We start from the raw sequence: 14615 nt of genomic DNA, 5'->3' as shown, positions 1-14615 counted from the left end.
ACGTGGTACCCGCGATCCGGGTTCCATCGAGCTCGAAACTACGGCACGGACGTGCCGTCGGCGTTCGCTGCGGGATCGTGGTGGCCCACGCGGCGCTCCTCCAGCGGGGCCCGCCGCAGGACGTCGTCACCCACGCGGGGCAGGTGCGGGGTGTGGTTGACCAGGCGTGCCGAGTTGCCGACCACCGCGATGCTGCTCGTGTTGTGCAACAGGGCCGCCAGAACGGGATTCATGGAGCCGCCGGCGCCCGCGACCAGGCCCAGCAGGTTGACGCCGATCGCGAGCCCGTAGTTCTGACGTACGACGCGCAGGGTGTGGCGGCTCAGCTCCACCACGGCGGCGACCTGGCGCAGGTCGTTGCCGGCGAGTGCGATGTCGGCGGTCTCCAGGGCGACGTGGGAGGAATGCTCGCCCATGGTGATACCGACGTCGGCCAGCGCGAGGGCGGGAGCGTCGTTGGTGCCGTCGCCGACCATGGCGACGGTGTGGCCTTCGGCCTGGAGGTCCCTGATCAGCTGGAGTTTGGCCTCCGGGAGCGCGTGGGCGTGGACTTCGGTGATCCCGAGGGTGTCGGCGACGACCTGGGCGGTCTCCTGCGCGTCGCCGGTGAGCAGGATCAGGCGGTCGACGCCCAGGTCACGCAGCTGCTGAATGACGGTTTCAGCGCCGGCCCGTACGGCGTCGGAGACGCCGAGCATGCCGATGAGGTCCTTGTCGTGGGCGAGGCGGATGACGGTCTCGCCGCCGGCGCGCAGCCGGTCCGTCCAGGTCTGGGCCTCGTCGGCGGTGACCTTCTCACTGAGGGTCACCACGCTCGTGACCAGGGGGCGGCCGAAGGTGAGGGTGCCGGTCTTGTCGAAGGCGACTGCGGTGACCCGGCCGATGCCCTCCAGGTGGGTGCCGCCCTTGATGAGGGTGCCGCGGCGGGCACCGTTTCCGATGGCCGCGCTGATGGCGGTCGGGGTGGCGAGCCCCGCCGCGCAGGGGCAGGCGATGAGCAGCATGGTCATCGTGCGCCGTGCGTCACGGGTGACGACGTAGGTGACTGCATGTCCCCGGGTGGTCCCGCCCTCCAGTTGACGATCAGGCCCTCTGCGTCAACGAGGCTGACAGGAGCCCCTGGGTGACGGGGTGCTGCGGCGTCTCCAGCAGCCGACGGGCGGGGCCGGACTCGGCGATGCGGCCTGCATCGAGCACTGCGATGCGGTCCGCGAGGACTGCGGCAGCGGCCAGGTCGTGGGTGATGAAGACCAGGCTGAGCTCGTCGCGTTCCCTGAGCCGGGCGAGGGCGTCGAGGATGGTGGCCCGGGTGGCCGGGTCGAGTCCGGAGGTGATCTCGTCGCAGATGAGCACCTGTGGCTCTGCCAGCAGGGCTCGGGCCACCGCCGCTCGCTGGAGTTCGCCGCCGGAGAGCTCGCCGGGGCGGCGCCGGGCGAGGCTCTCACCGAGGCCGAACTCACCGAGGGTGCTCAGGGCGGTACGCCGAGCGTGCGCCGGTGCGGCGCCGCGCAGCCGTACCGCGCTGCGTGCCACCTGGTCGAGGACCGGCCGGTGCTCGTCGAAGGCTGCCTTCGCGTCCTGGAACACGTACTGCACGGCGGCCAGTTCGGGGCGGCTCCGGGAACGCAGGCTGCGCGGCAACGGCGTCCCGCCGAGCAGGACCGTGCCCTCGTAGGCGCGGTGCAGGCCGGCCAGGCAGCGTCCGAGTGTGGTCTTTCCGCTGCCGGAACGGCCGACGAGCGCCACGCACTCCCCTGCCGCAACCGGGACTCCGATGTCGCTCAGCACCTCGACGGCCCCCCGTGTGGTGCGGTGCCATGCGGTCAGATTCCGCGCCTCCAGGCGTACCTGCCCGGGCGGGCGGGGCGCTCGCGCGGCGCTCGGCTGCTCCGGTACGCGACCGTCGAGGACTGACGACGCGGGTCCACGGTCCACGACCCGTCCGTCCCGCATCACCACGACCTCGTCGGCCAGCTCCCGTACGACGCCCAGGTCGTGGCTGAGCAGGACGACGGCGATGCCCTGTGCGGCGACGACGGCCAGCTCCGCCACCATGCCCTGTTTGGTGAGGACGTCCTGGCCGGTGGTGGGCTCGTCGGCGACGATCACCCGCGCACCGAGCAGCAGGGCCTGGGCCAGGACGACGCGCTGCTGCTGGCCGCCGGAGAGCTGGTGCGGGAAGCGCCGCAGCACGGCCGCGGGATCCTGGATCTGGGCGAGGCGCAGGGCCTCTTCGGTGCGGTGCCTGCGTTCGCGCCGGTTGCCTCCGTGGCGGGCGGCGATGTCGGCGAGCAGCGCTCCCACCCGGCGGGCGGGGTTGAGGACGGATGCCGGGTGCTGGGGTATGTATCCCACCGGGCCGGCTGGTGTGTGGACCTCGCCGTCGACCACGGCGCCGGCCGGGTATTCGCCCAGGAGGGCGAGTCCGGTGGTGGTCTTGCCGCTGCCGGACGGGCCGATGAGGGCGGTGATCCTGCCGGCGTGGGCGGCGAGGCTGACGCCGTCCACGATGGCCCGTCCGTCGATCTCGACTCGCAGGTCCCGCACGTGCGCGACGAGGGTCATCGCGGCGCTCCCTTCCGGGGGGTGGCCCGTTGGAGGGCGGCGTCGAACAGGAGGTTGGTGCCCATGGACAGGGCCGCGATGAGCAGGGCGGGTACGACCACGGCCCAGGGCTGGAGGAAGAGGCCGGTGCGGTTGCGGTCCACCATGACCGCCCAGTCGGCGGCGTCCGGCTGTATGCCCACGCCGAGGAAGGCGGCGGTCGCGACCAGGTAGAGGGCTCCGGTGAGGCGGATGCCGGCGTCGGCGGCGAGGGTGCGGCGCATGGAGCGGGCCACGTACCCGATGGCCGTGCGCCACCAGGACTCGCCCTGCATGCGCAGCGCTTCCACGGCCGGCCGGGAGGAGATCTCGACGGCCGCCGCGTGAACGACCCGGGCGGCGTCGGGTACGGCGGCAAACCCGACCAGGACGGTCAGTCCGGCGGGCCCCGGGGAGAGGGTGGCCGCGACGAGCAGCACCAGCAGCAGCGAGGGGACCGCGATGACCACGTCCAAAGGCCTCATCAGCGCCTCTTCCAGCCAGGTGCGGCGGGTCAGAGCGGCTGTGAGTCCCAGCGGGACGGCGACGAGGTAGGCCAGGGCGGTGGCCGCGATCGCCACGAGCACGACGGAGCGGCCGCCGAGGAGCACCTGGTGCCAGACATCGCGTCCGCTGAAGTCGGTGCCGAGCCGGTGCCCGTCGCCGGAGGCGAAGGAGACCGAGCGGGGACCGGCCGGACCGGCCACCAAGGGGCCCACCAGGGCGAGCAGGACGGGGAGGCCGATCAGCACGAGGGCCAGGAGGGATCTCTCGGGTTTCTGCCTCATGCCGCCACCTCGGACCGGGGTGCGAAGCGGCGGGCGGCCAGGTCCGCGGCGAGGTTGACCACCACGGTGACGACGCCGAAGACCACCGCCATGCCCTGGACGACCGGGATGTCACGGGCGGCGACGGCTTCGATGAGTACGGTGCCGAGGCCGGGGATCACGAAGAGGGCCTCCACGACGATCACCCCGCTCAGGAGCCAGTCGCAGGTGCGGGCCAGTTGCTGGGTGGCGGGGGCGAGCGCGTTGGGCAGGGCGTGGGTCCAGGTGATCCGGACGCCGGAGACTCCGTAGCGCCGGGCCTGGGCGACGTACGGCGATGCCATCGCGTCGATCATCCCGGCGCGCACGAGGCGGCTGATGGTGCACACCGGCCGCGACAGCAGGACGACGACCGGCAGGATCAGGACGGCGGGCTCGGTGAACACGTCAGCGCCGACGGCCGTGGGCGGCAGCCAGCCCAGCCACAGTCCGAAGACCGTGGCGAGCAGGACCCCCACGGCGAATTCCGGTACGGCGTGCACGGCGAGGGTCAGGGCGCTGACGGTCCGGTCCAGCCGGCCGCCCTCGCGGCGGGCCGCCAGGACCCCGAGGCCGACCGAGAGGGGGACGAGCAGGGCGAGCGTCGCGGCGGCCAGCAGCAGGGTGGGGCCCAGGCCGGCGGCCAGGTAGCCGGTGACGGGCCGTCCGCTGACCAGGGAGGTGCCGAGGTCGCCGTGCAGGAGGCCGACGACCCAGTCGGCGAGGCGCTCGGCGGCGGGCCGGTCCAGGCCCATCGTCTCGCGGATGCGGGCGATGCGGGCGGGATCGGGCTGGTCCCCGGCGAGCGCGACGGCCGCGTCACCGGGCAGCGCCTCGGTGAGGGCGAAGATGAACAGGACGACGGCCGCCGTCTGCCCCAGGCCGAGGAGCAGGCGGCGGCCCATCCATGAGAGGTGCGGTGTCACGCGAGCCAGATCTTGTCGAAGCGGGCCCAGTCGAGGGTGTTGGCGGGGGCCTGCTTCGACACCCCGTGCACGGTGGGCGCGGTGGCGATGATCCAGTCGGCGAAGCCCCAGATCAGGAAGCCGCCCTCGTCGTACAGCCGGCGCTGCATCCGCTCGTAGAGGGCGCCGCGCTGCGTGACGTCACGGGTGGACTGGGCCTGCTGGTACAGGTCGTCGAAGTCCTTGTGCTGCCACTTGGTGGCGTTGGTGGTCGATCCGGTCAGCAGCCGCTGCGAGATGTGGGACTCGATGGGCATGGCGCCCGACCGGTAGGAGGCGAAGGTGCCGTTGTTGAGGATGTCCTTCCAGTACGTGTCCTTGTTGCCGACCTTGATCTCGACGGTGACCCCGGCCTTGGCGGCCTGCTCCTTGAAGATGCCGGCGGCCTCGACGAAGCCCGTGGCGGCGGGGGCGGTGTCGAGGGTGACCTTGAGGCCCTCGGCGCCGGCCTCCTTGAGGAGCGCGCGGGCCTTGTCGAGGTCCTGGGTGCGCTGCGGGAGGCCGGCGGGGTAGTACTGGTAGCCCTTGCCGAAGAGGTCGTTGCCGATGTCACCGGCGCCGGAGAGGGCTCCGTCGACGAGTTCCTTGCGGTCGGCGATGAGGAAGAAGGCCTGGCGGACCCGGGGGTCGTTGAAGGGCGGGCGGTCGGTCTTCATGACGAAGCCCTGCATCGCACTGCCTGGGAGGCGGACGATCTCGATCTTCCCCTTGCCTTCGTGGGTGCGGGCGGTGGCCGGGTTCAGCTCGTGGGCGTACTCGACCTGGCCGCCGAGCAGGGCGCTGACACGTGCCGACTCCTCGGAGGCGACGACGAATTCGAGCTCGTCGAGGTGCGGGGCACCCTCCCAGTAGGCGTCGTTGCGCTTGACGACGAGGGAGCTGCCCGGCTTGAAGGAGACGAAGCTGAACGGTCCGGAGCCGATGGGCTTGTCGAAGGCGGTGGCGTCCTTGGGGACGATGTACGCGCCGAAGGCGGCGAGGACGTTGGGGAATTCGGCGTACGGCCGCTTGAGCTTGAACTCGACGGTGGACGGGTCCAGGGCACGGCTGGCGTCGAGGTCGATGGGCTCAAGGGAGGCCTTGGCACGGAAGGTGCCCTTGGGGTCGGCGATGCGGCGGTAGCTGTAGAGGACGTCCTCGGCCGTGAGGGGCTTGCCGTCGTGGAAGGCGGCCTTGCGCAGGGTGATCTTCCACGTGTCGAGTGCGTCGTTGGGCTCCCACTTCTCGGCGAGCCTGGGGACGGCGGCGAGGTCGGCGCCGAAGTCGGCGAGCTTGTCGAAGAGGGCCTTGGCGCGGGCGGCGTCGACGAACAGGTTGGCGGCGTGCGGGTCCAGGGTCTCGTTCGCGCCGCCACCGGCGAAGGCGGCGCGCAACCGGCCGCCCTGCTTCGGGGCTCCCTCGGCGGCGTTCTTGGCGTCCGGGATGGTGGTGCCGGTGCCGCAGGCGGCGGTGAAGGCGAGGGCCGTGGCACCCGTGGCGATGAGGAAGCCTCTGCGGGCGAGGCTGGAGCGGGCGTCGTTCATGCGGGGGTGTCTCCGTTGGTGGGGTGGGGCATGAGCCGGGCGATGAGGTGGAGGCGATCGGAACTCGTGGTCCCATGCGGGGCCTCGCCCTCGCTCCACGGCGGTTCGGTGCGCGGGCCGGGTCCGTCGTGCAGTGCGAGGACCTCGAACCCGGCGGTGGTGAGGAAGTACCGGAGTTCCTGCGGGAAGAGCAGGCGCCAGGCGGAGCGCTGCTCCTCCTGTGGGCAGCCGTCGTCGGCGGTCCAGATTCTCCGGCGGCGCAGGAGTTGCGCGCCGTGATCGATCCACAGGGTGGTGTGGGAGGTGTACGTGGTGCCGCGCCAGGCGAAGGTGTTGGTGCGCGGGCCGTCGAGGAGTTCGGTGTTGCCGAGGAAGAAGGCGCCGTTGCGCATTTCGGCGACGAGGAGCCCGCCGGGGGCGAGATGGGCGCGGCAGCGGGCGAGGAAGGCGGTCAGGTCCTCGTTGGTGTGGCAGTAGAGGAGGGCGCTGTCGAGGCAGGCGATCGCGTCGAAGGTGGCTCCGAGGTCGAACTCGCGCATATCGGCCAGGTGGTAGGCGGGGCCCGGGTTGTGGGTGGCCGCGTGGGTCAGCATCGCCTGCGAGGTGTCGATGCCGGTGACCTCTCGCCCGGCTCGGTGGTGCAGCCAGGCGGCGTCGCGGCCGGTGCCGCAGCCGACGTCGAGCACGCGGGGTCCGGCCGCATGGCGGGCCAGGGTGTCCTCGGTCCAGCGGGCGGCGAGCCGTTCGGGGTCGGGGAAGCGTTCTTCGTAGAGCTCGGGGTGGTCGGTGAGCAGGTTGCCGCTGGTGGTGGCTGTCATCGGGTCTCGCTTCGGGGACGTGCGGGTGCACGAGGGGGCAGGGCGTCCGGGGCCTGCTCGCAGGGCAGGGCCCGTCTTCGCTGGAGGTGTCCCACGGCCGCTGCCGAGACCAGGCCGAGGACGAGGCAGCAGCCGTAGGGCAGCCAGGTCAGGCCGGTGTGGCCGGCGGTGTCCATGGACCAGCCGATGGCCGCGCTGCCGGCCGCGGCCGCGACCCCGGAGACCGCGTAGAAGAGCCCGTAGAACGTGCCGGTCAGGTTCGCGCGGCCGAAGGCCGGTATCAGCTCCATCACGAAGGGCTGGGCGACCATCACCCCGAGGTGCAGCAGCAGGGCCCCGGCGAGCACCGGCAGAAGGCGCAGCGGGTGGGCGGTGGCGGGGCCCGCCACGAGCATCGGGGGCACGAACCCGAGGCCCATGATGCCCAGGCCGGTGGCGATCCAGCGCCCCCCGCTCCCCCGGGCCTTCAGGACCCGGGTGATGCGCAGCTGGAACAGCAGGTTGGCGACGGTCCCGGCGAGGAACAGGAGGCCGACCGAGCCGCCCCAGCCGGAGGCGTCGGTGGCCGCTCGGGGCAGCAGCAGGTACAGCTGGTTCTGCAGGCCGTACATGCCGATCATGGCGAGGGAGAAGGCGAGGAAGCGGCGGTTGCCTGCCACGTCGCGCCAGTCGCCGAGCAGCCTGGTATCGGGGGTCGGAACCTTGCGGGCGGGCAGGACCAGCAGCTGCGCGAGGGTGAGGACGGCGAACACACCGGCTGCCGTAACGGCGGCGGTCCGGAAGTCCACGAGGAGCAGCAGGCCGCCGAGCAGCGGGCCGAGCAGCGCCCCGGTCGTGGCGAAGACGTTGAACAGCGCGAACGCCTCCGCCTTGCGCTCACCCGCCTCCTGGGCGACGTAGGTCCGCACGGCGGGGTTGAACAGGGCCCCCGCGAGCCCGCTGAGTATGGACGCGGTGATCAGCAGTGGCAGGCTGTCACCGAGGGCGAACAGACCGAATCCCAGCGTACGCAGGGCGCAGCCCGCGATGATCACCCTGCGGGCGCCGAGCCGGTCGGCGGCCGAGCCGCCGATCAGGAACAGGCCCTGCTGGCTGAGGTTGCGCAGGCCGAGGACGACGCCGACGACGGCGGCCGAAAGCCCGAGGCCGTCGGAGAGGTGGGTGGCGAGGTAAGGGATGAGCAGGTAGAAGCCGGCGTTGACGCCGAGCTGGTTGACCAGGAGCAGGCGGACGGCGAGGGGGAAGTCTCGTACCGAGCTGAGGACCTTCACCGTACGACCGCCATGTGGGTGCGTCTGACGCCGAGGCCGGCCCGGTCGGCGGCGCGTACCGTGCCGTCCGTGCCCCCGATGCCGTTCCAGGGGTCGTCGGCGAGCAGCAGGTGCCCGTCGAGGTCGACCCAGCGGGCCCGGTCGGCGAGGTGCACGGCAGGGGCGATGCCGAGGGAGCTGGCGGTCAGGCAGCCGAGCATGAGGTCGGTGCCGCTGCCGCGCAGGGCTTCGTGAATGCGCAGGGCGGCCCGTACCCCGCCGCATTTGGCGAGCTTGACGTTGACGCCGTGGACCAGTCCCGCGAGGGCGACGGCGTCCTCGTAGGAGACGGCGTCCTCGTCGGCGATGACGGGGACCGGGGACTCCTTCGCCACGCGGGCGAGGGAATCGGGGCTGCCCGGCGCGATGGGCTGCTCCACGGCAGTGACGCCGAGGTCGGCGAAGCGCGGGAGCAGGTCGAGAGCCTGGCGTTCGGTCCAGGCTCCGTTGGGGTCGAGCAGCAGGCTCGCCTCGGGGGCTCCGTCGCGCACGGCGGCCACGCGCGCGAGGTCTTCGGCCGGATCGGGGGATCCCGCTTTCACCTTGAGGGCGGTGAAGCCGCTCATGGAGAGCCGGGCGGCTTGCGCGGCGGCGGCCACTGGCGCGGTGATGCCGATCGTACGGGTGGTCGGCGCGGTCGGCGCGGTGTGCGTGCCCAGCAGTTGGTGGGCGGGCCGGCCGGCCCGTTTGCCGACCAGGTCGAGCAGCGCTGCCTCCAGCCCGGCGAGCACTCCGGCCGGCAGCTTCGGCAAGCCGGCCGGCGAGCCGGCCATGTGTTCGCCCCACGCGGTCTCGGGGTCGGGAAGGTGTTCGACGGCGGCGCGCGCCGTGGTGAGGTGCCGGAGGATGCGAGCAGTCGGCAGGCCGAGGAAGTCGCTGCTGACGACTTCTCCCCAGCCGGTCAGGCCACCGTGCTCGATCGCGACCCAGACGGCGTCGCGGCGGGCCATCACCGAGCGGGAGATGCGCAGCGGCTCGGCCAGTTCCAGTTCTGTGGTGTGCCAGGTGAGTCTCATGCGGCGCCTCCCCGCGTCGGTGCGGGCAGGTGCGGCCGGGTCACCGCGCGAGGGTCGACCACGGTGCGGCAGCGGGTCCAGCCAACGGCCTCGGTGGCGTGCGGGTGCGCGATCTCCAGTGGCCGCAGGGCCAGTTCGGCCCGGTCGAGACCATGGGCCTGGCAGAAGTCGTCGTCGTAGACGGTGCCGAGGTAGCGGTGCGGACCGTCGGGGAAGACCGTGGCGACGACCGCGCCGGCCTCCACCCGGGCAGCCCAGGCGGAGACGAGCGCGACGGCGCCGGTGCTCCAGCCGCCGCTGACGAAACTGGTACGGGCGAGCCTGCGGCAGGCGTCGACGGCTTCGGCGGGGCCCACCCAGTGGACCTCGTCGAAGGCGTGGTGGGCGACGTTGCGCGGGTGGATGCTGCTCCCGAGCCCGCGCATGAGGCGGGGCCGGGCGGGCTGGCCGAAGATGGCGGAGCCGACGGAGTCGACCCCGATCACCTTCAGGCGCGGCCAGCGGCGGCGCAGCGGGCCGATGAGCCCGGCACTGTGGCCGCCGGTGCCGACGCTGCACACCAGCACGTCCAGGTGGTCGAGCTGCCCGCAGAGCTCGGCGGCCATGGAGAGGTAACCCGCCGCGTTGTCAGGGTTGTTGTACTGGTCGGGCCAGTAGGCCTCCGGGATCCGGGCCAGGACCTCGCGGAGCCTGGCGATACGGGCTGCCTGCCAGCCTCCCTCGGGAGCGGGCCGCTCCACCAGCTCCAGCTGCGCTCCGTACGTGCGGAGCAACTGCCGCATGGACGGTTCCAGTTCGCGGTCGCCGACGAGGACGACGGGATGGCCGAGGGCCTGTCCGGCGAAGGCCAGACCGACCCCCAGGGTGCCGGAGGTCGATTCGACCACGGTGGCGCCCGGGCGCAGTTCGCCGCGCTGCCGGGCACCGCGCAGCATGGACACGGCGGACCGCGCCTTCATCCCGCCGGCGCCGAGGCATTCGAGCTTGGCCCAGAAGCCCGGGTGGGCGTACGGCAGTTCCGTACGGATCCGCGCGAGCGGGGTGCGGCCGACCAGTGCCAACAGCTCCGGGTTCGTACGGTGCGCCCGGGGGCGGTGGAGCGGAGGTGCGAGGGTCACCGGGTACCTCCGTAGCGGTGGATGACTCCCGGGCCGCCGTCGAGCCAGAAGAAGGGGTAGGGCTCGGCGGACACGGCGCTGACCCCGGCGCCGACGAAGCGCGGGAGGACCGCGCTGCCGGTCTGCGCGAACATGACCAGGGGCTTGCCGGTGGCTGCGGCGTGGTCGAGCAGCGGCTGGAAGGTTCCGTTCCCGAGGGTCATGCCGGAGGCGAGGACGGCGTCGCAGTGCTCCAGCTCCGCGAGGGCGTCGGTCCGTACGGGCTCGTCCCACTCGGTGGCGCCGCCCTTGAGGTCACAGGGCACGTATTCCAGTCCGCGCGCACGCAGCTGTTCCAGCAGGGAGTTGACCACGCCGATGACGAGGACCCGGCGGATCCCGGTTGCGGGCAGCAGGCCGACCACCGCGCGAGCACGGGCTCGGGACCGGTGCAGGGAGCTGCCGGCCGGCAGGGCGTAAGGGCGGGCGCCGTGCTCGGGAGTGTGGGGGCGTACGTGGCTCAGGTACGCGTCGAGCGCGGCAACCTGTACGGGAAGCATCGGGTGGCTGAGGAGTTCGGCCACCGAGGCTCCGACACAGTCGTCGAGTGCCGCCGGGGGCAGGGCGCCCGGCTCTACGGCGCAGGACCCTACGGCCGCGTCGAGGCGCAGGCTGAGGACCTCGTTGCGGTAGCCGCCGCTGCGGCCGGCGTGGTGGACCGCCTGGGCCGTGGTGAAGGCGAGCGCGATGCGTCCCTGGGCGGGGTCGGGACCGTACGTCCCGGTGCGGACCGCTTCGATGAGCTGGTCGATGGTGCGTACGGCGGGCTGGTGCAGGGTGGGTGTGGTCATGCGGGCACCACCGGAGGCAGCTCGACCGAACACTCCGCATAGGTGGGGTGCAGGTGCGCGAGGAGCCGCTCGGCGGTTTCCCGTGCCCCACTGCCCTGGGTGTCGGCGGTCATGATGTGGCCGAGGTATTCGTTGTTGCTGGTCGCGGCACGTACGGCACGGCCCGGCTCGGCAAGGGTGAGCTCCAGGACCCCGGGCTGCGCCCTGACCTCGTCGGCGCCTTCGATGCCGGTGAGGGTGCCGGTGGTGTCGGGGAGGAGGAAGGCGATGGCGGCGCTGTGCATGCCGGTCGGGCGCGCCTCGAGGTCGGGCAGGTGACCGAGGGCGACGTCCACGCAGGCGGCGGCCAGGTCGATGCCCGTGACGTGCCGGACGAGTTCGGTGATCCGGTTGCCGGCGGGCCGGGGGTTGACCTCGACCACCTTGGGGCCCTCGGGCGTCAGCTTGATTTCGGTGTGGCACACGACGTGGTCCAGGCCGAGGGCCTTGATGGCGGCCACCGCCGTGTCGACCGCTTCCCGCTCCGTCTCCGGCGTGATGGCCGCCGGGAACATGTGGCCGGTCTCGATGAAGGCGGGCGCCCCGCCGATGCTCTTGTCCGTGACACCGACCACGCCGATGACACCGCCGAAGGAGACGGTCTCGACGCTGACCTCGGGGCCCGTGAGCAATTCTTCAAGGAGGAGAACGGGGCTGCGGTCCTGCCCGCGCGCGTTGACCGGGAACGCTTCCAGCGCCCGGCAGGCCGCCTCCAGCTCGCTCTCGTCGCGGACCTCTCGCACCAGCATCCCGGCACACAGGTCCACCGGCTTGACCACCAGCGGGTAGCCGATCTCCCAAGCGGCGGCCGCTGCCTGCACTGTGTCCGCGCAGAGCGCGAAGCGGGGGCCCGATACCCCGGCCTCGGCCAGCACCCGGCGGGTCAAGTCCTTGCGGCAGGCAGCCTCGACGGCCTCGGCGGCCGGGCCGGGCAGGCCCAGCCGCTCGGCGATCCGTGCCACGGCCGGCAGGTAGTAGTCGCAGGAGGAGACGACCCCGTCGAAGGCGAGCACCGCGTGCAGCCGTTCCAGGTGGGGCAGCAGTTCCTCCATGTCGTTGGTGTCCGCGGTGATGATGTTGCGCGCCGCCAGCAGCGGGTGCGGGCCGCCGGACCCGGCGCCGCGCAGGTAGTGGTGCAGGTCGCGGGTGACGAACGTGAACTCGTGCCCGCCCTCCCCGATCGCCCTGGGCAGCAGCCTGCTCATCGACCCCACCCAACTCTCGACCACCAGCAGATGCGCCAAGGGACTTCCTCTCAAAATGCCGTCACAACCGCAGGGCATACCTGCGAAGCGGACTGCCTGACGGGAGACATCCGCACCGAACCAAGGAGGAAGCTATCGGAAATCGTTTTCATTTCCAATAGAGTGGATTTCCGATAGCCTGCCGCTCACGAGACCGGAGTGCCGGAAGGGAGCCACCGAGCCATGAGAGACCTGCCGCAGGGGCAAGAGATCGGGCCGTACGTCGTACGACACGCCGGGCCGAGCGACGTAGCCGGCGCGCGGAGCGTCATGCTCGACACGTTCTACCGGGAGTTCGACTACGGGTACGTACCCCAATGGCACGACGACGTCGTCGACATCGTCGGCACCTACCTCACGCACCCGCGCCACGCCCTCGTCGTGGCGGTCCTCGGTGAAGAGGTCGTCGGCACCACCGCACTGAACTCCCGCGGCCCCGCCCACCCCCCGCACCCCCGCTGGCTCACCGAGCGCTATCCCACGGGGCGCACGGCGCAGCTCCTGCGGGTGTACGTGCGCCCGGACCACCGCAGGCACGGACTGGCCCGCGCCATGGTCAGGACGGCCTGCGAGTTCGCCGCAGGCGTCCCCGGCTACGACGCCATCTACCTGCACACCAACGTCGACATCCCCGGCGCGGAAGCCTTCTGGCGCAGCATCGCCGAAGAAGTCTGCGACGCCCGGACAACGGGCGAGCACGGCGGCTACGGGACCGTCCACTTCGAAATCCCGATCCCCGTCACGGCCACCGCCGGCCGATTCGGCAGCTAGCCAACGAAGCACCCCTCCTGCGGGGCCCGCCCGGGGTACGTACGTCACCCATCCGCGGTACGTACCCGTACGGCGTGCCGCTGACCACGCCGGCGCTGCTCGTATCGCGCTCCCGAGATCCGGACCATCTCCAGGCCAGAGCGTCACGCTAAGTGCGACACAGGGTCGCTCGGTCGCGCCTCCCGGACCAGTCGCGGACCGGATTCCCGCCCGGAGTGAGGCAGGCGACAACCCTCTGGCATGTGTGGTGGCACGCGTAGCCGGACGGCTCGACCCTCCAGCGTGCCGCGGGCGTGGGCACGCCCTTCGCAACCCACCGCTTTCGGCACATGGTCCGCACCACCATCGTGCCGGCGGCCGTGCGCCTGGCTGGTGGGACGTGAGACGTACGCCATCCGGCTCGGCCGCCGAAATGCCCGGGACTGTGACCTAGGGTGAGGGTGTAGCTGGTTCGCGCCGTCCTCCGGGCGGGATGCGTCGTAAGCGGGAACCCGGGGGAATCCGGGACTGCCCCGCAACGGTGAGCGGGAACGACCGCCGTCATACGCACTGCGACCGTGAGGTCCTGGGAAGCGACGGCCAGTAGGTGCCGGCCCAAGTGGCCAGCGTGCCCACGAGTCCGAAGACCTGCCCGTTGCCCGTGCGCGACGAGCGCGTGCGGAGACCCGAGGGCCTCGTGGGGCGGGCCGGTGGCAGCGGGCACCCAGCGGCCCGTCGCTCCTTCGCGCCTGCGGCACGCCGCCGGGTCGATCCACGACTCGCGAAGGAGAGTTCCGTGACCACGGACACCACCGCAGGTACCCGTGCCAGTCAGCTTCACACCCGGGCGTACGTCGGGATCTCACCCGGACGGCGGCTTGCGGTCGTGCCGGGACGAGCCCCGCTCCTGCGTTCGGAGCAGTCTGGGCTATAGGGGTGGTGCATCGCGTGCCCTCGAGAGGCGTCTCGGTGGCGACTGCTGTGTTCGTGTCGGTGCTGGTCGTGTTCACGCTGTACGGGCTGGATGCCCTGGAGAACGCCCTCTTCCCCCGCCAGGCACAACAACCCGGCACCGACAGGGAAGACCTCTGACCCCCTCGCGCCGCGGCACCTCCCCGGAGCACGGGCGGACCGACAGGCGTCCGGGCAGGATCGTCACTCCCCGTCCGGATTCCTGGGGCATACGGGCCCGTCAGGACCGGGGCAGTGGCTGGCCGGGCATCTGCGGGTGGCGCAGGTGCCCGGCCGCCGTCGTAAGCATGCAGCCGATACATCTCCGCCCAGCCGAAGGTGCCGTTGCCCGCGACAGTAAGCAGCACACAGGCGTATCCGTAAAGCCAGCCGACGGCTTGGCTGCCTGCCTCGGGCCGGTTCCAGAGGCTGGTGCTGACGGGTGATCTACTCGGTGTGCAGCACCGCGGCGATGGTCGTGCGGGCCGCCGACCGGGCCGAACCACGGTGAAGACCCGCGTCGCCCGGAGCTTCGCCAAGCTGACCCTGCGCGACCGCGCCCAGGCCGTCGTCCTCGCCTACGAGACAGGGCTCGTCTCCCCGGGCGAGTCCGCTGACACCACCAAACGGTGACCAGCGTGTTCGCAGGACTTCGGACATCG

At 72.0% G+C, this 14615-nt stretch carries 13 protein-coding genes, 1 pseudogene and 1 riboswitch; of the genes and pseudogenes, 3 read left to right on the top strand and 11 right to left on the bottom strand.

The genetic code is table 11. The features are described from left to right. Positions 1-38: 38 nt before the first annotated feature. The 11 genes from ABT403_RS26380 to ABT403_RS26330 form a co-directional block, all read right to left on the bottom strand. The gene (locus ABT403_RS26380) at positions 39-1010 is read right to left on the bottom strand and encodes a heavy metal translocating P-type ATPase (protein WP_344161651.1); all 972 of its coding nucleotides are present in this window, start codon (positions 1008-1010) and stop codon (positions 39-41) included. A gap of 73 nt (positions 1011-1083) precedes the next feature. Beyond that, entirely contained in the window at positions 1084-2565 is a 1482-nt protein-coding gene (locus ABT403_RS26375; protein ID WP_344161654.1) for an ABC transporter ATP-binding protein, read from the bottom strand. After that, a complete protein-coding gene (locus ABT403_RS26370) occupies positions 2562-3371 on the bottom strand; it encodes an ABC transporter permease (protein ID WP_344161657.1) in 810 nt (269 codons plus the stop codon). The genes ABT403_RS26375 and ABT403_RS26370 overlap by 4 nt, the downstream gene beginning before the upstream one ends. After that, positions 3368-4294 carry an ABC transporter permease gene (locus tag ABT403_RS26365; protein WP_425580229.1) on the bottom strand — a complete coding sequence of 309 codons (927 nt, stop codon included), beginning with the start codon at positions 4292-4294 and terminating at the stop codon, positions 3368-3370. The genes ABT403_RS26370 and ABT403_RS26365 overlap by 4 nt, the downstream gene beginning before the upstream one ends. Positions 4295-4311: 17 nt before the next feature. After that, entirely contained in the window at positions 4312-5877 is a 1566-nt protein-coding gene (locus ABT403_RS26360; protein WP_344161663.1) for an ABC transporter substrate-binding protein, read from the bottom strand. Beyond that, the gene (locus tag ABT403_RS26355) at positions 5874-6695 is read right to left on the bottom strand and encodes a class I SAM-dependent methyltransferase (protein ID WP_344161666.1); all 822 of its coding nucleotides are present in this window, start codon (positions 6693-6695) and stop codon (positions 5874-5876) included. The genes ABT403_RS26360 and ABT403_RS26355 overlap by 4 nt, the downstream gene beginning before the upstream one ends. Further along, entirely contained in the window at positions 6692-7966 is a 1275-nt protein-coding gene (locus ABT403_RS26350; protein WP_344161669.1) for an MFS transporter, read from the bottom strand. Before ABT403_RS26350 ends, ABT403_RS26355 begins: the two co-directional genes overlap by 4 nt. After that, the gene (locus ABT403_RS26345; protein ID WP_344161672.1) at positions 7963-9021 is read right to left on the bottom strand and encodes an enolase C-terminal domain-like protein; all 1059 of its coding nucleotides are present in this window, start codon (positions 9019-9021) and stop codon (positions 7963-7965) included. The genes ABT403_RS26350 and ABT403_RS26345 overlap by 4 nt, the downstream gene beginning before the upstream one ends. After that, entirely contained in the window at positions 9018-10139 is a 1122-nt protein-coding gene (locus ABT403_RS26340) for a PLP-dependent cysteine synthase family protein (protein WP_344161675.1), read from the bottom strand. Before ABT403_RS26340 ends, ABT403_RS26345 begins: the two co-directional genes overlap by 4 nt. Beyond that, positions 10136-10969 carry a Rossmann-like domain-containing protein gene (locus ABT403_RS26335; protein WP_344161678.1) on the bottom strand — a complete coding sequence of 278 codons (834 nt, stop codon included), beginning with the start codon at positions 10967-10969 and terminating at the stop codon, positions 10136-10138. Before ABT403_RS26335 ends, ABT403_RS26340 begins: the two co-directional genes overlap by 4 nt. Beyond that, complete coding sequence (locus ABT403_RS26330; protein WP_344161681.1) at positions 10966-12252, bottom strand: ATP-grasp domain-containing protein; 1287 nt, start codon at positions 12250-12252, stop codon at positions 10966-10968. Before ABT403_RS26330 ends, ABT403_RS26335 begins: the two co-directional genes overlap by 4 nt. 183 nt (positions 12253-12435) lie before the next feature. On the opposite strand from ABT403_RS26330, the gene ABT403_RS26325 reads away from it, so the two are divergent. From ABT403_RS26325 to ABT403_RS26315, 3 genes and pseudogenes are all read left to right on the top strand, one after another. Then, positions 12436-13023 (top strand): GNAT family N-acetyltransferase, encoded by a 588-nt coding sequence (locus ABT403_RS26325; RefSeq protein ID WP_344161684.1) that lies wholly within the window; start codon positions 12436-12438, stop codon positions 13021-13023. Between the two features lie 430 nt (positions 13024-13453). Next, positions 13454-13672: riboswitch (cobalamin riboswitch) on the top strand. A gap of 299 nt (positions 13673-13971) precedes the next feature. Beyond that, on the top strand, positions 13972-14094 hold the full coding sequence (locus ABT403_RS26320) for a hypothetical protein (RefSeq protein ID WP_344161687.1): 123 nt from the start codon (positions 13972-13974) through the stop codon (positions 14092-14094). Between the two features lie 363 nt (positions 14095-14457). After that, positions 14458-14586, top strand: a pseudogene (locus tag ABT403_RS26315) (DNA-binding response regulator); the annotation flags it as partial. Positions 14587-14615: the final 29 nt, after the last annotated feature.

Origin of the sequence: Streptomyces sp. NPDC000075 (genome assembly GCF_040301925.1) — a bacterium.
Lineage (GTDB): Bacteria > Actinomycetota > Actinomycetes > Streptomycetales > Streptomycetaceae > Streptomyces > Streptomyces polychromogenes.
This window is presented reverse-complemented; position numbering and strand designations above follow the sequence as displayed.

Excerpts from the sequence above, each read along its gene's own strand:
- ABT403_RS26380 (WP_344161651.1), bottom strand. The coding sequence starts at position 1,010 with ATGACCATGCTGCTCATCGCCTGCCCCTGCGCGGCGGGGCTCGCCACC.
- ABT403_RS26375 (WP_344161654.1), bottom strand. The coding sequence starts at position 2,565 with ATGACCCTCGTCGCGCACGTGCGGGACCTGCGAGTCGAGATCGACGGA.
- ABT403_RS26370 (WP_344161657.1), bottom strand. The coding sequence starts at position 3,371 with ATGAGGCAGAAACCCGAGAGATCCCTCCTGGCCCTCGTGCTGATCGGC.
- ABT403_RS26365 (WP_425580229.1), bottom strand. The coding sequence starts at position 4,294 with ATGGGCCGCCGCCTGCTCCTCGGCCTGGGGCAGACGGCGGCCGTCGTC.
- ABT403_RS26360 (WP_344161663.1), bottom strand. The coding sequence starts at position 5,877 with ATGAACGACGCCCGCTCCAGCCTCGCCCGCAGAGGCTTCCTCATCGCC.
- ABT403_RS26355 (WP_344161666.1), bottom strand. The coding sequence starts at position 6,695 with ATGACAGCCACCACCAGCGGCAACCTGCTCACCGACCACCCCGAGCTC.
- ABT403_RS26345 (WP_344161672.1), bottom strand. The coding sequence starts at position 9,021 with ATGAGACTCACCTGGCACACCACAGAACTGGAACTGGCCGAGCCGCTG.
- ABT403_RS26335 (WP_344161678.1), bottom strand. The coding sequence starts at position 10,969 with ATGACCACACCCACCCTGCACCAGCCCGCCGTACGCACCATCGACCAG.
- ABT403_RS26325 (WP_344161684.1), top strand. The coding sequence starts at position 12,436 with ATGAGAGACCTGCCGCAGGGGCAAGAGATCGGGCCGTACGTCGTACGA.